A 20,156-nucleotide genomic window follows, 5' to 3' on the forward strand; every position below is an offset into this window, starting at 1 on the left:
GCGGGCGGGCACGCCGGCCGGGGCCGATACAGGTGGAGATGGTGCGGAGGCCGCCGAGCGTCAGCCGCGCCGGCGCCAGGCGATGAGCTGCAGGACGGTTGCGAACACCGCAAAGGCAGTTCCCAGCAGGCTCACCAGCGGCCAGCCGCCGGTCTGCCAGGCAAGGGTTGCCAGTGCCGAGCCCAGCGCGCCGCCCAGGAACATGGTGCCCATCAGCACCGTGTTGAGCCGCGCGCGGGCTTCCGGATGCAGGGCGAAGACGATGTGCTGGTTGGACACCAGGGCCGTCTGCATGCCGAAGTCGAGCAGCACCACGCCCACCACAAGCCCGGCCAGCGACGTCCACAGCCCGAACACCAGGAAGGAAGCGAGCGTCACGAGGACACCCAGCCCCACCGCCTGCGCCGACCCGCGCTTGTCGGCAAAGCGCCCGGCGAGGGGGGCAGCAAGAATGCCCACCGCGCCCACGAGGCCGAAGAGGCCCGCGATTTCGGCGCCGTAGCCGTAGCGCGGTTCCGCCAGATGGAAGGCGAGGATGGTCCAGAACACGGTGAAGGCGGCAAACAGCGCCGACTGGGTGAGCGCGGCGAAGCGCAGCGCCGGATAGGCGCGCCACAGGTGCCAGATGGAGTGCAGCAGCTTTGGATAGCTCAGGGCGGAGTCCGGCCGGCTGCGCGGCAGGACGGCAGCCATTAGCCCGGCGGCCGCCAGCGCCAGCGGCACGGAAAGCCAGAACATGTCCCGCCATCCCCCATGGGCTGCCACGAAGCCGGCGAGCGTCCGGCTGAGCAGGATGCCGGTCAGCAGGCCCGCCATCACCGTGCCCACCGTCGCGCCCCGCCGCTCGGGGGCGGCCAGATGCGCGGCGAAGGGGACGATCTGCTGAGCCACCGTCGCCAGAAGCCCCACCGCCAGGGACGCCGCCACCAGGGCGAGCGCGCCGGGGGCGAGGGCGGCGCCGGCGAGTGCGGCTGCAAGCAAGCAGAATTGCAGAATAATCAGCCGCTTGCGCTCTACGAGATCGCCGAGCGGCACCAGCAGGAACAGCCCGGCCGCATAGCCGAGCTGGGTGGCCGTGGGGATGGCTCCCGCCAGCCGGTCGGGCAGGTCCTGCTCGATCAGTTCGAGCATGGGCTGGTTGTAGTAGATGTTCGCGATCGCAAGGCCCGCCGCCGCCGCCATGGCGAAGGTGGTTCCGTGGCCGAGCGCGTGCCGCGCATGCGGCTTGGCCAGGCGTCCTCCGGGGACGCTATCCTGAAGGGTCATGGCAGTCACCATATGTGAAAAGGAAAGAAATGATCGCGCCGGACACCCTCGTTCGCGGCGCGATCTCGTGGATTGGTTGGCTCAGGCCTGCAGGCTGGCGGCTTGGCGCAAGATCACGACGAGATTTGCGGCATCGCGTGGCCCCTCATAGAGGCGGCCATTGATGAAGAGGCACGGCGTGCCGTTCACGCCGCCGCGCACGCCGCCCAGGAAGTCCCGCTGGATCTTGTCGTCGTGCCGCCCCTCGAAGGCGGCAAGCAGCAGGGCACGGTCGAGGCCGAGATGCTCGCCATAGGCCCGAAGGCTCTGGTCGGTGAGCGCCTCCTGGTTCTCATAGAGCAAATCGTGGGCCTCCCAGAACCGGCCGGCCTCGGCGGCCGCCTCGGCGAACTGGGCGGCGCGCAAGGCATGAGCGTGGATCTCCACCAGCGGGAAGTTCCGGAACACGAAGCGCAAATCATGCCCCAAGGCGCGCTGCACGGCCTTCAGCTCCGGGTAGGCCTCGCCGCAGTATGGGCATTGGTAGTCGCCATATTCCACGAGGGTTACGGCGGCGGTCGCAGGGCCGGACACGTGGTCGTCGGCGGCAAGCGGGGGAATGGACCGGGTCATGCTGCGGCTCCGTCTGCAGGGGCCGCGCCGAGCTTGTCGAGCGCGTCCAGGATGCCGTCCGCCCCGGGATTGATGCCGAGGGGGGAGAGATAGGACCAGCGGATGATGCCCTCCCCATCGATCACGAACAGCGCGCGGTCAGCCACACCCTCCCGGGCGCGGAAAGCGCCATAGCGCCGGGCAACCTCACCCTTCGGCTCGAAGTCAGCCAGGAGCGGAAAATGCAGCTTGCGCTCCGAGGCGAAGGCCGCGTGGCACCACACGCCGTCGGTGGAGATGCCCACCAGCTGGGCGCCCAGCCGGTGAAATTCCGGAAGTACCGCGTTGAGAAGGCTCATCTCGTCGCCGCACACCGGGCTCCAGTCTGCGGGATAGAAAGCCAGAATGACCGGATGGCCGCGCATTTCGGCCAGCGAGAGGGTCTGGTCCGGCGTCGCCGGCAGCGTGAAGTCCGGGGCCTTCACGCCGGGCGGCAAGAGCGGGCCGGATGCGGGGAGAGATTGTTCTGCCATTTTGCACTCCATCTTCGGGCCAGGGCAGGGGCCGAAAGCCCGTGCTCTGCTGGCCGTGAGTGTCGGAGTGCGGGGCGCGCGGGTGAATCGACCGTAGGCTTCGCCCGCTCATACTTTGGTTTTCCTGGACGATCCGCAGATCGTGTCCCGCGTGGCTCACGGGGCGGGAATGGTGCGCGCATCGCCCAGGCACCAGCTGGCCAAGATCAGCGCCAGGATGCCGACGCCGCTCATGGCAAGGCACGCGGTGAAGCCGAGCGCGTGCATGCCCAGCGTGCCCGCTGCCGCGCCCGCCACAAAGGAAAGCCAGTTCAGGAGGGAGATGCGGGCCTGACCGAGGCGCGCCTTGCCGTCCCGCGCCCGCGCGACGGACTGGCCCAGATGGAACAGCATGCCGGTGACGAACCCCTTGCCCACATCGACACCGCCCACGGCCTGGTGAAGCACATTCTGGATGCCCATGGTGAGGGCGATCATCATCACGCAGGCGAGCGGGTGGGCGGCGAGCGCGGCGGCGATGGCGACAGCCATCAATGCGGCCTCCAGGATAAGGACCCGCAGGATGAGATGGCGGCAGGCCCGGTCGGCGATGAAGGTGCCTAAGGCTGCCCCCGCCACGAAGGCGGCGACCACGCCGAGGATGGCCAGGAGGGAGGCGCCGTCCCGCTCGGCGAGGGCCATGCCCAGATGGGTGCTGTTGCCGCTCATGAACGAGACATAAAGATGGGCGAACTGCAGGTAGGCGGCGGCATCCAGGAGGCCGGCGAGGCCGGTGAGCACCAGGGCGAAGGCCAGCGGATGGCGCGCCACACGGCCTGGCTCCTGGGCTTGTCCGACCGGTGCGGTGGGTCGGGCGTCTCCCGTGCCGGCAGAGGCCGCCAAGGGCGAAGAGGGATGCAAGGTCATCTGCGAGGCCTCGACAGGGGAGGAGCACGCAAGCGGGCGCCCGCGGCGGGCGCCGTCCACGTCCGGGAAGACGCTGCGTCCATCGGCCCAGCGCGCGGCCCGCGATCAAGGAAAGGGGGCAGCCTGACCATCGCATCGCCCGCCATGGGGCGCCATCATACGCGGGGCCGCGATGCCACTCATGGGCAGGGGCAGCAATATACGAGTGTATAGGCCTCGCATATCGGCGCTCATTTGAAATTGGTGTTCAGATCTTTTCTTTATGAAGCGGTCGACTTGATGTTGTCGCAGTATATGTCCTCTCGTCGAGAGTATCCGGCTCATGCGGCGGACATGGCGCCATAACCAAGCGACATGGGAATCGCCTATCAAGCCACGGTGACCCCGCGCGCACGTTCATAGACAAGGAGTTCGTGATGACCATCCTGAAGCAGCCTATCGTCGGCACGAGGGGGGCGGATATTGTCGGCCCGCGCAATCCCCAGGTGGAAGCGCAGAATCCGGACATCCTGATCCCGCCCCAGACGGACCACGGCGGCATCCCCAACCTCAAGTTTCCCTTCGCCATGGCGCATAACCGCCTGGAGGATGGCGGTTGGGCGCGGGAGGTCACGCAGCGCGAACTGGGCGCGCTGAAGGAACTGGCGGTGGTCAACATGCGCCTGCCGCCGGGCGTGGTGCGCGAGCTGCATTGGCACAAGGAGGCCGAGTGGGCCTATGTTCTGAACGGCCGGGTGCGTTTCTACCTGGTGGACGACCAGCGCCAGACGCTGGTGGAGGATCTCGGGCCCGGCGACCTGTGGCTGGCGCCGGCGGGCTTCCCCCATGCGATCCAGGGCCTTGAGGAGGGGACGGAATTCGTCCTCGTGTTCAATGACGGCAATTTTTCTGAGAACCAGACGCTGCTGGTGACGGAATTGTTCGCCCATATGCCCCGCGAGGTGCTCGCCAAGAATTTCGGCGTGCCGCCGGAGGCCTTCGATGGCATCCCCGCCCATGAGAAGTACATTTTCCGCCAGCCCGTCCCGCCGCCGCTTGACGAGGTGCGCCGGGCTCTGGGGGCCGTCACCTTCACCGATAAATACGTCTTCCGGGCCTCAAATATGGCTGCCACGCCGTTCCCGGGCGGCGCCACCAAGGTGGTGGACGAGAAGAACTTCGCCGTCACCAACCTGGCGGCCCTGTTCATCGACCTGGAGCCGGGCGGCATGCGCGAGATCCATTGGCATCCCGACGCGGACGAAATCCAGTATTATATCACCGGCAAGGCCCGGATGACCGTGTTCGATGCGGTGGACAATGCGCGCACCTTTGACTTCGTGGCCGGCGACGTGGGCTATGTGCCCAAGACGCTCGCCCACTACATCGAGAATACCGGCGACGAGCCAGTGCGGGTGCTCAATGTCTTCCATACCGGCGTGTACAAGGACGTGTCGCTGAACAATTGGCTGGCCCTGACGCCGCGCCACCTGGTGGAGGGGCATCTGGACGTGGGCGATCCGCTCCTGTCCGCGCTGCGGCCGACCCGCCAGCCGCTCGTCAAAGGCTGACGCGCGCGGCCGGGTCTTCAGGCGGGGGAGGGGCGGGCCTGTTCGCCGCGCGACCTCCCCCGAAGCTCTCGCGCCCCTCCGATCCCCGGCAAGGCCATGGCGACGCTCAATCTCGTTCTCATCCTCGTTATCGCGGTGGTGGTGAGCAGCTGGATCAGCCGGCTCTTGCCCCGCGTGGCGCCGCCCCTGGTCCAGATTGCCGTCGGCGCGGTCATGGGCCGGCTGGGTATCGACCCGGTGAGCATCGATCCCGACCTGTTCTTCGTGCTGTTCCTGCCGCCTCTCCTGTTCGTGGATGGCTGGCGCTTTTCCGGCCATGAGCTGATCTTGCGGGCGGGCCCGATCACCTCGCTGGCGGTGGGGTTGGTGCTGGTCACCGTGGCCTGTGTCGGGCCGGCCCTGCATGCGCTCCTTCTCCACCTGCCACTGGTGGCGGTGCTGGCCCTCGTGGCCGTGCTCTCGCCCACCGATGCCGTCGCGGGCACGTCGCTGCTCCGGCGGGCGCCGCTGGCCCGTGGCGCGGGGCGGGTCATCGAAGGCGAGGCGCTGCTCAATGATGCCTCCGCCCTGGTCTGTCTTCACTATGTGCTGCTCCTTGGGGCGCGGCAGGCGCCCTCCGGCACCGCCATGGTGTGGGACCTGCTTTGGATCGGAACCGGCGGGCTCGCCATCGGCGCCGGCGTCGGCCTCGTCATCCTGTCTCTGAAGAGCGCGATCCTGGCGCGGCTCGGGGAAACCACCGCGACGCAGATCCTCATCAGCCTGCTGTTTCCCTATGCGGCCTATCACGCGGCGGTGGCGCTGGGCGCCTCCGGCATTCTCGCCCCCGTGGCGGCCGGCATCGTGATGGGGCGGTGGGAGCTTGGGGGAAAGGCGCTGCCGCTGACCCGGCTGCGCCGCGCCGCCATCTGGGAGACACTGGAATTCACCCTGAACGGCATCATTTTCATCCTGCTGGGCGAACAATTGCCCGGAATCGCCGAAAAGGCCCTGGCGGAGGCCCCCTCGGCGGGCCTCTCCTTGGCCAAGGCACCTCTGGCAGGGGCCTCGGGGGCGCTTTGGCTGGGCGCCGCCATCGGCGCAGCCTTCATTGCCCTCATGGTCGTGCGGTTCGCCTGGGTGGGGGTCTTGGTGGCCCGCAACACGCACGCCGGGCAGGAAGCATGCAGCGGCCGGACGCGGCTCCTCACCGCCATGGCCATGACATTCTCGGGCGTGCGGGGCGCGGTGACGCTGGCCGCCGCACTGGCCTTGCCGAACGCGCTGCAAGGCGGCGCGCCTTTCCCCGCGCGGGACCTTGTCATCGCCATCGCCGCCGGGGTGATCGTCACCTCGCTGGTGGTTGCCAATCTCGCCCTTCCGGTGCTGGCGCGCCGGCTCGCCGCGGCTGCCGCCGAGGAGGCGGCGCCGCAGCAGGTGGCGGCCCGCCTGCGCACGGCGCAGGCCGCCATCGCCGCGGTGGCGCGCATGGCGCAGGAGGGCGGCGCGGGCGACGGGCCGGACCCGCATTCCTGGCAGGAGGCCTCCGCCACGGTGCTGTCCTTCTACCAGCGGCAGGTGGAGCGGCTGAGCCGCCCCGCGCGGGATGGCGGAGCTTTGGACCAGCGGGGCACCGCTGAGCACCTGCTGCGCGTCGGCGGACTGCACGCGCAGCGCGCGGAGATTGCGCGCATGGTGGCCGAGCATGTGATCGACAACGAGACGGCGCGCCTCCTTTTGCTCGAACTGGATGGCCAGGAGGCCTGGCTGGCCAGCTGAGCCGGCGCCCGCACGCCCCATCGGCGGGGTTCGCTGTCGCATCAGCAGGGCCGCGCGGTGGCGTCCATCGCCTGAAAGAAGATCCCCGTTAAACCTACGTATATCCTCTCGATCTGCCCGTACAATTCAGCGCTCCTGCCGCCCCGTCTAGGTTCGACCTCGTGAGCAATGGCAACAGGAGATCATGCCATGGGCAAGGTTCCGAGCGTTCTCGGACGACTGCAGGACTTGGAAAACCCTGCCGATGGACCGGCGGTAGACGCCAGTGAGGGTCTTTTGACGACCCGACGCGGGATGTTCGGCATCGCCGCGGGATTTGCTGCAGCCACGATGCTTCCCGGCGCCGCGCTTGCGGCCAGTGCCAGCGCCACTTCCGGCGCGACGAACCTCAACGGAGTAAATCGGATGAGCAGCGGTTTTGTGAAGACGGCGGACGGCACGGAAATCTTCTTCAAGGACTGGGGTCCCAAGGATGCCCAGCCGATCCACTTCCACCATGGCTGGCCGCTTTCGGCGGATGACTGGGATGCGCAGCTGCTGTTCTTCCTCTCCAAGGGCTATCGCGTTGTCGCCCACGACCGTCGCGGCCATGGCCGTTCCAGCCAGGTGGCCACGGGCAACACCATTGACCAGTATGCGGCCGACGCCTCTGCGGTGGTGGAGCATCTCAACCTCCGCAATGCCGTGCATATCGGCCATTCCACCGGCGGCGGCGAAGTGGCCCGCTACGTGGCCCGCTACGGCCAGCCGCAGGGCCGCGTCGCCAAGGCGGTGCTGGTGGCCGCCATCCCCCCGCTCATGCTGAAGACGCCCAACAACCCGGAAGGCACGCCGCTCACGGTGTTCGACGGCTTCCGCAGCGCGCTTGCCGCCAACCGCTCCCAATTCTATTTGGACGTGGCCGCTGGCCCCTTCTACGGCTTCAACCGGCCCGGCGCGACGGTGTCCCAGGGTATCATCCAGAACTGGTGGCGGCAGGGCATGATGGGCGGCGCGTTCGCCCAGTATGAAGGCATCAAAGCCTTCTCCGAGACCGACCAGACGGACGACCTGAAGGCCATCACTGTGCCCACCCTGGTGCTGCAAGGCGACGACGACCAGGTGGTCCCCTACAAGGACGCGGCGGTGCTTCAGGCCAAACTTCTGAAGAACAGCCAGATGAAAATCTATCCCGGCTTTCCCCATGGCATGCTGACGACCCATGCGGACGTCATCAATCCCGACCTGCTGGCCTTCGTGAAGGGCTGATGCGGTACCCCCCGGCGGATCACTCGGCCAGTGGCCCGCCGGGGCGGCTCAGCCGCCGATGTCCAGCGCCCGCTCTATGTGCTCGTCTTCCGCCGGTAGGCACCGGGAGACAGCCCGACGTGCCGGCGGAAGGCGCGCGTGAAGGTGGCCTGGGAGGAGAAGCGGCAGGCATAGGCGATCTCCGCCAGGCTGCACGGCGTGTGGGCCAGCAAGTCCTGCGCACGCTGCAACCGCAATTCGCTGATGAACCGATGGGGCGGCACCCCCATGGCGGAGCGGAACGCCCGCGCGAAATGGTGCCGGCTGAGGCAGGCGATGCTGGACAGGTCCGCAAGCGAAATGTCCGCATCCAGGTTGTCGTTGATATAGTCCACGACCCTGCGCATCTTGGACGGGTCGGCCGAGTGGCTCTCCCTCTCGTCCGCCCCATGGCCGCTATATTGGCCGATGAGATAAGATGCCAAGGAGCGGGAGAGGCTGTCCACGAGGAAGGCACCGACGGACGATTCCGCCTCAAGCTCAGCGCTGATCCTGTAGCCGACTTGGCGGATGAAATCGTCGTTGAGGTCGGCGCGATAGGCGATGGCCTCGGGCGATACGGCCCGCGAGAGCGAAGCCGAGATGTCCCTGAAGATCTCCTGCCCGATGAACATGTGCAGGATGCCGCTGAGGTCGTCGGTGATGCGGATGGAGTCCTCCACCACCCCGATGGGGCAAAGCCACACAGTCCCCGGGCGCGCGGCGGTGTCTTGAAACTCGCCATTGCCCCGCCGCTGCACGCGCCCGGACGCCGATCCCTTCAGGGCCAGGGTGATTTCCATCTGCTGCGGGACGGGGGGCGGGATTTCTCCGGCGGGATGATTGCGGATCTCCGCAGCCATCCCCGTCCAGCTCCGCCGCGCGGAACTGGCCAGGACCTCGCCTCTGGGAAATTTCCTACGGCCGAAGTCATGCACGCCCGTCATGTTCGACTCCTGGACCCACAGGGACGTGGCTCCGCTGCCTGATCCTGAGGCCTGATGCTTTCTCGATCAAGTATGTCAATTCCGGCAAACACTATGCCGTTCCAGGCAAAGACGCCATACTGGCACATGCGTCACACTTCACCTAAATCGTCGGCAGATTCCTGCGCCCCGGCCCAAGGGCGCGCGGCAGGTGAGGCTCAGTGTGAGGCGGCCATGAACTCCAGAAGTCATGTTCCTGGCGTCTCTCTCCAGGCCAGCGTTCCGGCGCCCAACGCCTCCTATTTGCTGAGCCACGACCTCGCTAATCGCCTTGAGCGCCGTTCGCCCGCCTGGTGGGTCGGTCTGACGGTGACCGTGCAGGGAGGGGAGGATGGGATTGAGTGCCGGGAGGTGATCGGTGCCGACGGCCGGTCCTGGCGCATCCTGCTGGCCGACTGGAACACGCCGGAGGCCGTCCAGCTGCAGGTGGACGCCACCGCGGCCCTCATGCTCGGAGCGGACCTGGCCGAGGTTCCCACCTACCTTGCAGAAGGGGACCGGCTGGCGCTCGTCTATCCCGCCCGCACGGCGCAGCCGCTGGCGGACCGTCCCAGGGAGCAGCCAGAGGTCGGGGCCTTCCTTGATCTCGCGCGGGCGGCCACCGCGACGCTGATGGAGGTGCACGACGCCGGCATCATTCATGGCAGGCTCTCTCCCCGCCGGCTTCTGGTGGATCGCGACGGCGGGGTACGCCTGACCGGCTTTGCCGGCCTTCCCGGCCATGCCTCCGGCATCTCCACCGAACTTCCCCTGTCCGGGCCAGCCATGCCATATGCCGCCCCCGAACTCCTGCGCGCCGATCCGTCGTCGGTGGATGCGCGCACCGACCTCTATGCGCTCGGCGTCATGCTCTACGAGCATCTGGTGGGCGCCCTCCCGATCACAGCGCACGACCTGCCCGGCTGGCTGCATGCCCATGTGGCCATGGAGGCGCCCTCGGCGCGCCTCGCCCGCCCGGACCTCCCCCCCGTGATCGACCAGATCCTTCTGAAGCTCATCAGCAAGGACCCCAAGCAGCGCTATCAGACCGCCCGGGCGCTGCATGCCGACTTCGTGCGTGTGGCGCAATCCATCGCCAGCACCGGCACGGCCGTCAGCTTCGTGCTGGCGCGTGGCGAGTTGGCTGAGCCGTCGCGGCTTTCCGCGCACCTGTTTGGCCGCCACGATGAGATCACGGCGCTTAACGAGGTCTACGCCGCGTTCCGCGGGGATGCGTCACGCCGCATGGTTCTCATTTCCGGCGAGCCGGGAGCGGGAAAGTCGACCCTGGTGGACGCCTTCCTGGCCGGCCTCGAGGGGACGGGCGCCGTCTGCACGTCCGGCAAGGGCGTGCAGTTGCGGCAGGGCACGCCGTTCGCGCCCGTCGCGCAGGCCTTGCGCACCGCGCTGGCCCATTTGATGGCGGGCGGGGAGGAGGCCCTGGAGGGCGCGCGGTCCCGTCTGGCCGCCACCGTGGGGGCGGCGCGTGCGCTCGCGGAGCTGGTTCCCGAAGCCGCAATCCTGCCGTCGGAATCCCATGCCCTGGGAGATGCCCCGGCCCATGTGGCGCAAGCCCGGTCCGCCCGTGTGATCGCTCAGACGCTCGGTGCCCTGGCCTCGGCGGATGCCCCTCTGGTGCTATTCCTGGACGACCTTCAGTGGTTCGACCATGCCAGCCTGAATGTGGTCCGGCAGATGTGCGCGGACGCGCCAGCCCATGTCTTCCTCATCGGCAGCTATCGCACCGAAGCACAGAACCGGAAGAGCGTGCGGGATCTGCTGGAGGCCGCCCGACGTTCGCCCGCGTTCTCCCGGGAGCTGCGCGTGCAGCCATTGCGGGAGGTCGACACCGCCGCCCTGGTGGCCTGCATCCTCAAGAGCGCGCCGGAGGAGGTGGGCGCCATCTCGGCCCGTGTCCAGCGTGAGACCCAAGGCAACCCCTTCTACATCGGCCAACTGCTTCGGCGCATGCAGGAGGAGCACATCCTGCGCTTCGACCCGGAGGCGCAGGAATGGAGGTTAAGCGAGGATGGCGGCGGGACTGCGCATGAAATGGCGGATCTGATGCTGGACCGCATCGCCGCCCTGCCGGTTCTGCAGCGCCGCTTTCTGCAGCGTTGCGCCACCCTGGGCGGGCGTTGTTCGGCCTCCTTTGCGACCCAGCTGGCCGGAGTCGGCTCGGAGGAGATGACCCGGGCCGTGAATGGCCTGGTGGCGGCTGGCCTGCTTCACCGCTCTGGCCCCGATTTCGTCATCGCCCATGACCGCGTGTTGGAAGCTGCATATGCGTCCATGTCGCCAGCGGAACGGGCGCTCAAGCACCTCGGAAATGCCCGTCTCTTGGCCGAGCTGCACCCCGATCCGGAGGCCGGTGCGGCCTTCGACATCGCCTCGCAGATCGAGCATTGCGACCTGGCAGACCTGACGCCCCAGGAGCGCCCGCACTTTGCCCGCATCCTGCTGCTGGCCGCCCGCAGAAGCCGCTCTGCCGGCGAGGCCGAGCGCGCCCTCACCTTTGTCGAGCTGATCCGCCGGATGCTGCCCCCCGTGCAGTCGGACGCCCTCACCGAGCTGGGCTTCGATGCCGAATGGCTGCAGTGCGACTGCCTGCTGGCCCTTGGACGGGTGGACGAGGCTCTCGCCGCCCTCGATACCCTTTCGCAATCGCGCGCCGACCCCTTCAGCATCGCCGATGTCTGCCGCCTGCGGGCGATCGCGCTGACGGTCAAGGGGGCCTATGGGCAGGCCATTGAGGCCGCGCTGGAAGGCCTTGCGGCCCTTGGCATGGAGCTTGTCGCCACAATCGGCCGGGAAGACCTGGAGGCGGCCTATGAGGCCTGCCGGGCCAGGCTCGATGCCCTCGGCCTCGCGCAGGTGATCGCCCTGCCGGAAATGACCGACCGGCGGGCGCGCGCGGCTGTCGCGCTTCTGTCCACGCTCATCTCGTCCTTCTTCGTCAAGAGCGAGCTGCGCCTCCTGCATGTCATCCGCATTCTGGAACTGACGCTGGCCCATGGCGCAGCGCCGGAATCGGCCTATGGGCTGGCCTGGTTCGGCGTCCTCGGCGCGCATTATTTCGGCGCCTATGCCAGCGGGGCCGAGGCGGCGCAGGCGGCGTGCACCCTCGCCCAGCGCGAGGGCTACGAGGCCCAGCGCACCGCCGCCCTTATCGCGCTCGACCAGGTGAGCGCCTGGACATTGCCCATGCGCACGGCGCTGAGCCATGCCCGCGAAGGCGCGCGGGTGGGGCAGGCGGCGGGCGATCTCGGCATGGTCTGCTATGCGCGCAATCACATCGCCTCGGACATGCTTGTCATCGGCACGCGGCTCGATCGGGTTCACGCGGAGCTGGTGGACAGCATCGCTCTGACGCGGGAGATCGGATACGGCGACATCGAGCTCATCCTGGCGGCGCAGATTGGCCTCGTCGACGCGCTCGTCTCGGGAGACGGGGCGCCGCCGCCTCCCGATGCGGAGTTGCTGAAGTCGTCGGTGGCGACCCAATATTGGGTGAAGCACTATGCCGGGCTGCAATCCTTCTTCCTCGGCCAGACGGAGGACGCCATCGCCCGCCTGGAAGCGGCGGAGGCCATGGCTTGGGCGGCGCCTGCCCATATCGACACGGCCAACACCTGCTTCTTTCTCGCCCTGGCCCACGCCTCCCGGCGGGACACGCCGCCCGCCGCGCAGTGCGTACGACTGGCCGACGCACGGGAGCGCTTCCGGGGATGGGCCGCGCTCAACCCGGAGACCTTCACCGCCAAGCATCTCCTGCTGGAGGCGGAGGCCGCCCGCCTCACGGACCAGCGCGCCGAGGCCATGGACCTCTACGAGCGGGCGGCGGACGCCGCGGCGGCAGGCCTGTTCGTCCATGACCAGGCGCTGGCGCAGGAACTTGCGGCGCGCTTTTACGCGGACATTCACCTGAACAGCCCCGCCCAGGGCTGCCTGCAGAGCGCCATCGAGGCCTATCGGGAATGGGGCGCGCAGGGCAAGGCTGCCCATCTCGCGCGACACCTGACGGCCGCTGGCGCTGCCGGGGGGAGGACTGCCGCGCCGAAGAGAATGCAGCACGAGCTGGACCTGACCGTCATGACCGCCGCCTCCCAGACGCTGGCGGAAGAGGTGGGGCTGGAACAGGTCGTCCGCACCTTGATGAAGAGCATGCTCATCCATGCGGGTGCCCAGTTCGGCCTGCTGCTGCTGGTGCGCAACGGGCAGCCGGTGAGCGAGGCGGTGGCGCGGGTCGCCGGGCAGACCATCCACATCGAGCTCCAGCCCGCCGCCGCGCCGGAAGACCTGATGCCGGCCTCGGTGCTGAAGACGGTCCTGCGCACCCGCCGGCCGGTAACGCTGGCGGATGCCGCCATTGAGGCGACCCAACGTGGCCTGTCCATGGACGGGCGCAACATCCGCTCCTTGGCCTGCATTCCGCTCATCAAGCGGGGCGAGCTCATCGGCATGCTCTATCTGGAAAATGCCCTGAGCGCCGATGTCTTCACGCCGCAGCGCATGGCCATGCTGGAAGTCCTCGCGCCCCAGGCAGCCATCTCCCTGGATGCGGCCCGGCTTTATGGCGACCTCATGGACGAGAATCTGCGTCGGGCGCAGGCCGAATTCGACCTGCGGGAAGCGCGGAGTGAACTGGCGCGGGCCAATCAGCTTACCGCCATGGGTAGCTTTGCCACCTCGGTCGCCCACGAGATCAACCAGCCCCTCGCCAGCCTCGTGGCCCAGGCGGAGGCCGGACTGCGCTGGCTGAACCGGCCCCAGCCGGATCTCGGAGAGGTGTCGCGCAGCCTGGAGAGCATCCGCAAGGCCGGCCGCCGCGCCGCGGACATCATCACCGCGCTGCGCTCCCTGGTGAAGCAGGCGCCGTCGCCCTTGAGCCGCGTCGCGGTGGAGGATGTCCTGGACGAGGTCCTCAAGATCCTCGCGCCGGACCTGGAGGCCCATGCCATCGTCCCGATCCTCGGCTCCAGGAGCGTGCGGCACATGATCCTGGCCAACAACATCCAGCTGCAGCAGGTGTTTTACAATCTCATCACCAATGCGCTGCAGGCCATGGCCCACCGTGACGCGCCCGACCGACGGTTGCGCATCCACATTTCAGCGATGCAGGACAGCGTCGAAGTGGCCATTGAGGATACCGGCTGTGGCATGCCGGAGGAGGTGGTGGCGCGGATCTTCCAGCCCTTCTACACCACCAAGACCACGGGGATGGGCGTTGGCCTCGCCATCTGCCGCTCCATCATGGAGCTGCACGGCGGCGCATTGGATGCGCGCTCCGTGGAAGGGCAGGGGAGCACCTTCCTCGTTCGGCTCCCGCTCGCCACCCCCTGAACGGGCCTCGCGCGTCAGCGTGCCGCCAATTGGAGCGACTGCCCCAATTGCTGTCCATAGGCGACGATGGCCTGGCCCACAGGGACCCGCGCTGCCTCATAAGCGGCAAGCGCGGCCTCAAGGTCGCCATGCGCCGTCAGGGCATCGCGCAAGGCAAAGGCATCCCCCGCCGCCTTGGCGACGCCCATGGCCGTGTGCGGCCGAGCCACAAAGGCGGCGTCCCCCAGGAGCGCTACGCGGCCTTTCGCCATGTGCGCGGGGGCATAGTCGAAGATCGCATGGACGAAGGGACGGGGCTCGGCAGCCACCGCCTGCGCGAAGGAGGCGGGCAGCGCCTGGGCGGCATCGGCCTGCAGGCGCGCCACCACCTCCGGCCGCACGTGGCCCGGGGCAAGGGAAAAGGGACGGTTCACCCCGTCGCGGTCCACCAGGATGCGGCTTAGATCCGTCGGCGTATAGCGGCGATACCAGACCCAATTGTATCGGCGACGGCCCGCCTGCGTGGCACCGTCCGGGCCGGGGACGAGGTAGCCCAGAATATGCGATCCGGGCGCTTCGTAGAAGGCGAACCGCTCGAACAGCTGCCGCCGTGCCAGATCCGGCACCTGCGTCTCCGGCACGAGCCCCCGCCAGGTGGCATAGCCCACGTAGGCAGGCTGCGACGCCGGACCCGACACGGCTTCGCGCACCAGCGAGCCGACGCCGTCGGCGCCAATGACCAGGTCCGCCGTCTCCTTGTGGCCGTCGGCATAAAGCACGCGGACCTGCGTCGGCTCCGGTTGCACCCGCACGGCGCGGGCCCGGGTGCGATAGCGCGCATCCGGCACATGTGCGCGGATGGTGCGGAACAGGACATCCCAGGATAATTGCGTCTGGGGCGTGCTCTGGCGATGGATCACATGGTCGTCGCGGTCGAGATAGATCCGCTCCTTCGCCGTGACCCCCACCTGTGCCACATGCTCGATGCCCACCCCCCGCAGCATGGCAAACACCTCCCGCTGAGCCACGAGGCCCGCGCCGCGCCCTTCCAGGCCGTGCTCGGAACGCTCGGTGACGGTGACATCGAAGCCGGCCCGGTCGAGCAGGACGGCCGCGAACAGGCCGCCCATCGACCCGCCGACAATGAGAATGCGAGGGCTCATGGCGATCTGCCTCCAGGGGTCAGGTGATGAAGTCGATGACGCCGCCATCCACGCGCAGCGCCGCGCCGGTGGTGGCGGAAGCGAGGGGCGAAGCCAGATAGATTGCCATGCTGGCGACTTCCCCGACCGTAGACAGGCGCCCGATGAGGGAGGTGGGCCGGTGCGTCCGCACGAAGTCCGCCCCCGCTTGCTCCAGCGACTTGCCGTCGGTTATGTCGGGCTTGAGCATTCCGGCGACGCCTTCCGACAAGGTGGGGCCGGGCAGGATGGAATTCACGGTGACGCCAGTGCCCGCCATCCGCTTGGCAAGCCCGCGGGCGAGGGAGACGTCGGCGGTTTTGCTGACGCCGTAATGGATCATCTCCACCGGAATGTTGAAGGCGGATTCCGAGCCCAGGAACAGCATGCGCCCCCAGCCGCGCGCCGCCATGGCGGGCAGATAGGCCCGCGCGAGCCGCACGCCGGTCATCACATTCACCTGCCAGTGGCGCTCCCAGATGGCCTCGTCGGTGTCGAAGAAATCCTGCGGCTGAAAGATGCCGAGATTGTTCACCACGACGTCGAAGGCAGGCTCCAGGGCCACCAGGTCCTGCGCGCCTTCCACCGTCGCAAGGTCGAGCGCCCGGCCGCGCGCGCTGCCGCCGAGCCGGGCGAGGGCATCGTCCACTGCGGCGGGCGTGCGGCCATTGATAACCACATCCGCCCCCGCTTCCTGGAGGCCCTTGGCGATGGCAAAGCCGATGCCGCTGGTGGAGCCAGTGACGAGGGCGGATTTGCCGGACAGATCGATCTTCATGGAGGGCTCCTAAGATGGCCGTGACGGGACAGGCTGGGCGAGGGAGGCGGGCGCAGGCCGGCCGCCTCAGGCGCCCGCGCTTCGGGACAGGGTGGCGAGGGTCCCCGGCAGCAAGGAGCCGGCCGCCACCGCAAGCAGGCACAAGGACAGCGAGAGCATCACGTTGAGTGCCGCCCCGGCCGGCTGGTCCGAATGAAGGAGGGTGAAGGTCTGGAGGCTGAAGGAGGAGAAGGTGGTGAAGCCGCCGCACACCCCGACCAGCACGAACTGGCGCGCCTCAAGCGGCAGCGAGGCCCCGGCGGCGGTCGCGAAGAGGGTCGAGCACAGGCCGATCACGAAGGAGCCGCCCATATTGATGAGGATGGTTCCCCACGGCAGGCTGTGCCCCAGAATGTGGGTGATCCAGCGGTCCAGCGCGAAACGCAAGGCAGAGCCGAAGGCGCCTCCGAGCGCGACACATCCATAGGCGATCATGGCCCATCTTCCTCTGACGCCGCGCGCCGGCTTGGCGGCGCGTCCTGGAGATGAGAGTTCCATGCGGGCGCGGGCAGGACCATTCTACGTTCCGGTCGACGCCCTGAACCTTGGTATGGCGCCGGCGGGCTGCGGGACAACCGTTCGACGTGCCGGGCGAAGGTCCACCCCCCACAAGGACCCCGTCGGGTCCCTTCGCGGCCCGACGGAGGTGCGCAGCGAGGGACGGCACGCTCATGGCGTGCCGTCGCGGTCCCGGAAATCGCTTTCCCCCTTCTTCCAATAGCCGGACAGGGTGAGGCGATGGCGCGGCAGGCGGCCCTGGATCTGGAAGTGGCGACGCACGGCACGGACCGCAGAGGCTTCCGCCGCGAACCAGACTTCGCTGGTCGCCGCCGGAAGAGCCGCCATCATCATGGCCGTGGCAAGGTCCGTCGCAGTGCCGGCTTCTCGACCGTTGCGTGGCAGCCAGGTGATCTCGACCTCGGCCCTGGAGCGAAGGACCTGGGCGTCGGTGCCGTCCGGGATTTCGATGAACACGTCCGCGGTCAGGCCGGCCGGGAGCGCTTCCAGGATCGCGCCAATGGCGGGGAGCGCGGTCTCGTCGCCGCCGATCAGCAGATGGGCCGTGTCCGGGTCTTGCCGGAAGCCGGCCCGCGGCCCGGCGATCTGGACCACGTCGCCCGGCCGGGCGGCTGCCGCCCAGGAGGAACAGGGCCCGTCGCCGTGGAGAACGAGGTCGATGTCCATCTCGCTCAGCTCCTCGCGGAAATGGCGGATGGTATAGGCCCGCCCGCTCTGTGCTCCGCTCTGCGGCGACGGCACGAAGAGCTTGACCCATTGTGCGGGCCGACGGACCTGAAAATCCATCAAGGCGGTGGAGGCGAGGGTGACGCGCTGCATGTGCGGCGTGATCGTCACCGTCTGGCGCACTTCGGCCACGCGCAGGCGGCGCTCGGGCGGAACCGGGCGCGGCGCGCCCGATAGGGGGGAGGCGGGGTGGCGCATGGGCGTGCTCCTTGCGTGCGGATCAGGCGGGACGCCGGCGCGGGGCCAGCGTTGCGAGGGAGAGGAGGAGGGCGGCCGCTGCCATGGCGGCGGCAACGCGGAAGGCGAAGCGCATGCCCTGCGCCACCATTTCGGGGCCGGCGCTGGTCGCATCGCCGCCCACCGCATGGGCGAACAGCGCGCCCATCATTGAGGCGCCGGTGATGAGGCCGAGATTGCGCGCCAGCGCCAGAAGTCCCGAGACGAGGCCGCGCTGCTCGGGCCGGGCGTCGGCCATGACGGCGGTGTTGTTTGGCGTCTGGAAGAAGGCGAGCCCGACACTGATGAGCAGGATCGCAACCACATAGGTGGCCACGCCGCCGGTCTGCGAGACCCAGGACATCACGACGGCGCCGATGGTGAATACGGCCAGTCCCATGACCATGGCGCGCCTGGCTCCGATCCGGTCGGCCACCGCGCCTGCCGGAACGCCCATGAGCGCTGCGGCCAGCGGGCCGACGGTCATCACGAGCCCCACCATCCGAGTGTCCAGGGCCAGGGCCTTGGACAGGAAGAAGGGGCCGAGCACCAGCGTCGCCATCATCACCGCATAGACCAGGACGCTCATCACCATGCTCAAGGAGAGCAGCGCGTTGTTGAACATGGAGAGCTTCAGCAGCGGGGTGGACGCCTTCACCTGGACGGCGAGGAAGAGCGCGAGGCCGACGAGCGCGCCCAATGCCAGCTGGAGCACCAGCGGCGCGGCAAAGCCCAGCTTCCCCGAGAAGGTCATGGCCAGCGAATAGGCGCCAAGCGTGAGCGCCAGCAGGATCGTCCCGAGCCAATCGAAACGCGCGGCGGGCACAGGGTGTCGGGGCGCATCGACCGCATGGGGCAGATAGCGGGCCACGAGCAGGAAGGCCAAGAGGCCGAAGGGCAGGTTCACCCAGAACACCGCCTGCCAGCCGAAGGCGGCCAGGACCAGCGCGCCCAGTGAGGGGCCCAGTGCAATGCCGAAGGAGACCATGGTGGAGAGCACGCCCATGGCAAAGCCGGTGCGCTCTTTTGGAAAGACCTCCCCGACAAAGGCAAAGGACAGCGCCATCAGGATGGCGCCCCCGAGGCCTTGGCCGGCGCGGCCGGCGATGAGCAGCGGCAGATGGGTGGACAGCGCGCACAGCACCGAGGCCGCCATGAAGATGGCCAGGCCCCAAAGATAGAGCCGCTTCTTGCCGAGCTGATCGCCGAAGCGGCCGACCCCGACGATGAGCGCGGTCACCACCAGCAGGTAGCTCACCACGACCCATTGGACGGCACCGAAATCGACGCCGAGATCCGTCACCAACGTCGGCAGGGCGACATTGATGATGTTGGTGCCCAGCTGGGACAACAGAATGGCGAGTGAAAGCCCGGCCAGGACCAGCCCCGAGCGGAGGGGGCGTTGGCGGGCCGTGGGCGCATGTGGCGCGGAGGCGGGGGCGTGAGGGGCATGGGGCATGGCGGGGCCTATCGAAAGCGTCCCTTCCGGGATCGTGGGGGTGCCGTTCGATAGCGCTGGCCATGTATTGCATACAGTGCAATGCAGCTATTATATAGTTGCGCCAAACGCACGAATGGGAAGTGCCCCGCCATGCCCGCCCGATCGGCTGCCAAACGCCAGGTGCCGGCGCTGGACATGAACCTTCTGGTCGCCCTGGATGCATTGCTAGCGGAGGGCAGCGTGGTGGGGGCCGCGCAGCGCCTCAACCTGTCGGCGCCGGCCATGAGCCGCCAGCTCGCCCGCATCCGGCATCTCATCGGCGATCCCGTGCTCGTGCGGGCGGGGCGGGGTCTCGTGCCGACGCCGCGCGCCGAGAGCCTGCGCGAACGTTTGCGGGGCCTTGTGGCCGAAGCCGAGGCCCTGGTGCGGGGGGAGGATGCGCCGGACCTGTCGCGCCTTGAGCGCACCTTTGTCATTCGCGCCAATGACGGGTTCGTCGGCACTTTCGGCGCGGTCCTGGCTGGTCTTGCCGCCCAGCAGGCCCCGCGGGTGCGCCTGCGCTTTGCCCATCAGGACAAGGAGGATGTGGAGGCGCTGCGCGAGGGGCGGATCGATGCGGATGTGGGCGTGGTCGGGGCAACAGGGCCGGAGATCCGCCTGCAGGCGCTGTTTCATGACCGCTTCATCGGGGTCGTACGGCCGGGCCACCCACTGGCCGAAGCATTGACGCCCGAACGCTTTGCGGCCTTCCCCCACGTGTCCGTCTCGCGGCGGGGACGCTTTGCCGGACCGCTCGACGGGGCATTGGCGGCGCAGGGTCTTTCGCGGGTCGTTGCCATCGCGGTTGCCAATTTCGCCGATGCATTGGCCATCGTGCGCACGTCCGATCATGTGGCGGCGGTGCCGGCCCGCCTCACCGCGCCCGCGCGCGCTGGGCTTCACAGCTTCGATCTGCCGGTGAAGACGGATGCGCTCGCCATCTCGCTCGCCTGGCACCCGCGGTTCGACGCGGACCCGGCGCATCGATGGCTGCGATCGCTCGTCCGTGAGGCCTGCGGGCGAAAGCCATAAGACCGCGCCCCAGGCCCGTCGCTTTCCG

The 20,156-nt window shown here is 68.4% G+C and carries 15 protein-coding genes; 5 read left to right on the forward strand and 10 right to left on the reverse strand.

Going from position 1 to position 20,156, the window contains the following annotated elements; translation table 11 throughout:
- Positions 1-60: 60 nt before the first annotated feature.
- The 4 genes from ACT54L_RS24230 to ACT54L_RS24245 form a co-directional block, all read right to left on the reverse strand.
- Positions 61-1,266 carry an MFS transporter gene (locus ACT54L_RS24230; RefSeq protein ID WP_476088226.1) on the reverse strand — a complete coding sequence of 402 codons (1,206 nt, stop codon included), beginning with the start codon at positions 1,264-1,266 and terminating at the stop codon, positions 61-63.
- Between the two features lie 81 nt (positions 1,267-1,347).
- Entirely contained in the window at positions 1,348-1,878 is a 531-nt protein-coding gene (locus ACT54L_RS24235) for a DsbA family protein (protein ID WP_476088227.1), read from the reverse strand.
- Positions 1,875-2,390 (reverse strand): redoxin domain-containing protein, encoded by a 516-nt coding sequence (locus ACT54L_RS24240; RefSeq protein ID WP_476088228.1) that lies wholly within the window; start codon positions 2,388-2,390, stop codon positions 1,875-1,877. Before ACT54L_RS24240 ends, ACT54L_RS24235 begins: the two co-directional genes overlap by 4 nt.
- A 156-nt stretch (positions 2,391-2,546) precedes the next feature.
- Positions 2,547-3,200, reverse strand: a complete 654-nt coding sequence (locus ACT54L_RS24245) for a YoaK family protein (RefSeq protein WP_476088229.1) — start codon at positions 3,198-3,200, stop codon at positions 2,547-2,549.
- Between the two features lie 512 nt (positions 3,201-3,712).
- On the opposite strand from ACT54L_RS24245, the gene ACT54L_RS24250 reads away from it, so the two are divergent.
- The 3 genes from ACT54L_RS24250 (at position 3,713) to ACT54L_RS24260 (ending at position 7,852) form a co-directional block, all read left to right on the forward strand.
- Positions 3,713-4,846, forward strand: a complete 1,134-nt coding sequence (locus ACT54L_RS24250) for a cupin domain-containing protein (protein WP_476088230.1) — start codon at positions 3,713-3,715, stop codon at positions 4,844-4,846.
- Positions 4,847-4,942: 96 nt separating this feature from the next.
- Entirely contained in the window at positions 4,943-6,604 is a 1,662-nt protein-coding gene (locus tag ACT54L_RS24255; protein WP_476088231.1) for a Na+/H+ antiporter, read from the forward strand.
- A gap of 405 nt (positions 6,605-7,009) precedes the next feature.
- Positions 7,010-7,852: an alpha/beta fold hydrolase gene (locus tag ACT54L_RS24260; RefSeq protein WP_476088232.1), complete on the forward strand. Its 843-nt coding sequence runs from the start codon at positions 7,010-7,012 to the stop codon at positions 7,850-7,852.
- Positions 7,853-7,926: 74 nt separating this feature from the next.
- On the opposite strand, the gene ACT54L_RS24265 is transcribed toward ACT54L_RS24260, so the two are convergent.
- On the reverse strand, positions 7,927-8,733 hold the full coding sequence (locus tag ACT54L_RS24265) for a helix-turn-helix domain-containing protein (protein WP_476088233.1): 807 nt from the start codon (positions 8,731-8,733) through the stop codon (positions 7,927-7,929).
- A gap of 297 nt (positions 8,734-9,030) precedes the next feature.
- Here ACT54L_RS24265 and ACT54L_RS24270 point away from each other — a divergent pair, with 297 nt between their 5' ends.
- Positions 9,031-14,178, forward strand: coding sequence for a trifunctional serine/threonine-protein kinase/ATP-binding protein/sensor histidine kinase (locus tag ACT54L_RS24270; protein WP_476088234.1), 5,148 nt, complete (start codon positions 9,031-9,033; stop codon positions 14,176-14,178).
- A 14-nt stretch (positions 14,179-14,192) separates the two neighbouring features.
- Here the strand turns inward: ACT54L_RS24270 and ACT54L_RS24275 are convergent, their stop codons facing one another.
- The 5 genes from ACT54L_RS24275 to ACT54L_RS24295 form a co-directional block, all read right to left on the reverse strand.
- Complete coding sequence (locus tag ACT54L_RS24275; protein WP_476088235.1) at positions 14,193-15,320, reverse strand: FAD binding domain-containing protein; 1,128 nt, start codon at positions 15,318-15,320, stop codon at positions 14,193-14,195.
- A gap of 19 nt (positions 15,321-15,339) precedes the next feature.
- Positions 15,340-16,116, reverse strand: a complete 777-nt coding sequence (locus ACT54L_RS24280) for an SDR family NAD(P)-dependent oxidoreductase (RefSeq protein ID WP_476088236.1) — start codon at positions 16,114-16,116, stop codon at positions 15,340-15,342.
- 66 nt (positions 16,117-16,182) lie between these two features.
- Positions 16,183-16,590 carry a fluoride efflux transporter CrcB gene (gene crcB / locus ACT54L_RS24285; protein ID WP_476088237.1) on the reverse strand — a complete coding sequence of 136 codons (408 nt, stop codon included), beginning with the start codon at positions 16,588-16,590 and terminating at the stop codon, positions 16,183-16,185.
- A gap of 234 nt (positions 16,591-16,824) precedes the next feature.
- The gene (locus ACT54L_RS24290) at positions 16,825-17,598 is read right to left on the reverse strand and encodes a siderophore-interacting protein (RefSeq protein ID WP_476088238.1); all 774 of its coding nucleotides are present in this window, start codon (positions 17,596-17,598) and stop codon (positions 16,825-16,827) included.
- A gap of 22 nt (positions 17,599-17,620) precedes the next feature.
- On the reverse strand, positions 17,621-19,075 hold the full coding sequence (locus ACT54L_RS24295) for an MFS transporter (RefSeq protein ID WP_476088239.1): 1,455 nt from the start codon (positions 19,073-19,075) through the stop codon (positions 17,621-17,623).
- A gap of 132 nt (positions 19,076-19,207) precedes the next feature.
- Here ACT54L_RS24295 and ACT54L_RS24300 point away from each other — a divergent pair, with 132 nt between their 5' ends.
- Positions 19,208-20,128, forward strand: a complete 921-nt coding sequence (locus tag ACT54L_RS24300) for a LysR family transcriptional regulator (RefSeq protein WP_476088240.1) — start codon at positions 19,208-19,210, stop codon at positions 20,126-20,128.
- Positions 20,129-20,156: the final 28 nt, after the last annotated feature.

It is taken from the genome of Aquabacter sp. DMC10, from assembly GCF_056314145.1.

What these genes read in the sequence shown, in the direction of transcription:
- ACT54L_RS24230 (WP_476088226.1), bottom strand. Translation starts at nt 1,266, where the DNA reads ATGACCCTTCAGGATAGCGTCCCCGGAGGACGCCTGGCCAAGCCGCAT.
- ACT54L_RS24235 (WP_476088227.1), bottom strand. Translation starts at nt 1,878, where the DNA reads ATGACCCGGTCCATTCCCCCGCTTGCCGCCGACGACCACGTGTCCGGC.
- ACT54L_RS24240 (WP_476088228.1), bottom strand. Translation starts at nt 2,390, where the DNA reads ATGGCAGAACAATCTCTCCCCGCATCCGGCCCGCTCTTGCCGCCCGGC.
- ACT54L_RS24250 (WP_476088230.1), top strand. Translation starts at nt 3,713, where the DNA reads ATGACCATCCTGAAGCAGCCTATCGTCGGCACGAGGGGGGCGGATATT.
- ACT54L_RS24255 (WP_476088231.1), top strand. Translation starts at nt 4,943, where the DNA reads ATGGCGACGCTCAATCTCGTTCTCATCCTCGTTATCGCGGTGGTGGTG.
- ACT54L_RS24260 (WP_476088232.1), top strand. Translation starts at nt 7,010, where the DNA reads ATGAGCAGCGGTTTTGTGAAGACGGCGGACGGCACGGAAATCTTCTTC.
- ACT54L_RS24265 (WP_476088233.1), bottom strand. Translation starts at nt 8,733, where the DNA reads ATGGCTGCGGAGATCCGCAATCATCCCGCCGGAGAAATCCCGCCCCCC.
- ACT54L_RS24270 (WP_476088234.1), top strand. Translation starts at nt 9,031, where the DNA reads ATGAACTCCAGAAGTCATGTTCCTGGCGTCTCTCTCCAGGCCAGCGTT.
- ACT54L_RS24275 (WP_476088235.1), bottom strand. Translation starts at nt 15,320, where the DNA reads ATGAGCCCTCGCATTCTCATTGTCGGCGGGTCGATGGGCGGCCTGTTC.
- ACT54L_RS24280 (WP_476088236.1), bottom strand. Translation starts at nt 16,116, where the DNA reads ATGAAGATCGATCTGTCCGGCAAATCCGCCCTCGTCACTGGCTCCACC.
- crcB (WP_476088237.1), bottom strand. Translation starts at nt 16,590, where the DNA reads ATGATCGCCTATGGATGTGTCGCGCTCGGAGGCGCCTTCGGCTCTGCC.
- ACT54L_RS24290 (WP_476088238.1), bottom strand. Translation starts at nt 17,598, where the DNA reads ATGCGCCACCCCGCCTCCCCCCTATCGGGCGCGCCGCGCCCGGTTCCG.
- ACT54L_RS24295 (WP_476088239.1), bottom strand. Translation starts at nt 19,075, where the DNA reads ATGCCCCATGCCCCTCACGCCCCCGCCTCCGCGCCACATGCGCCCACG.
- ACT54L_RS24300 (WP_476088240.1), top strand. Translation starts at nt 19,208, where the DNA reads ATGCCCGCCCGATCGGCTGCCAAACGCCAGGTGCCGGCGCTGGACATG.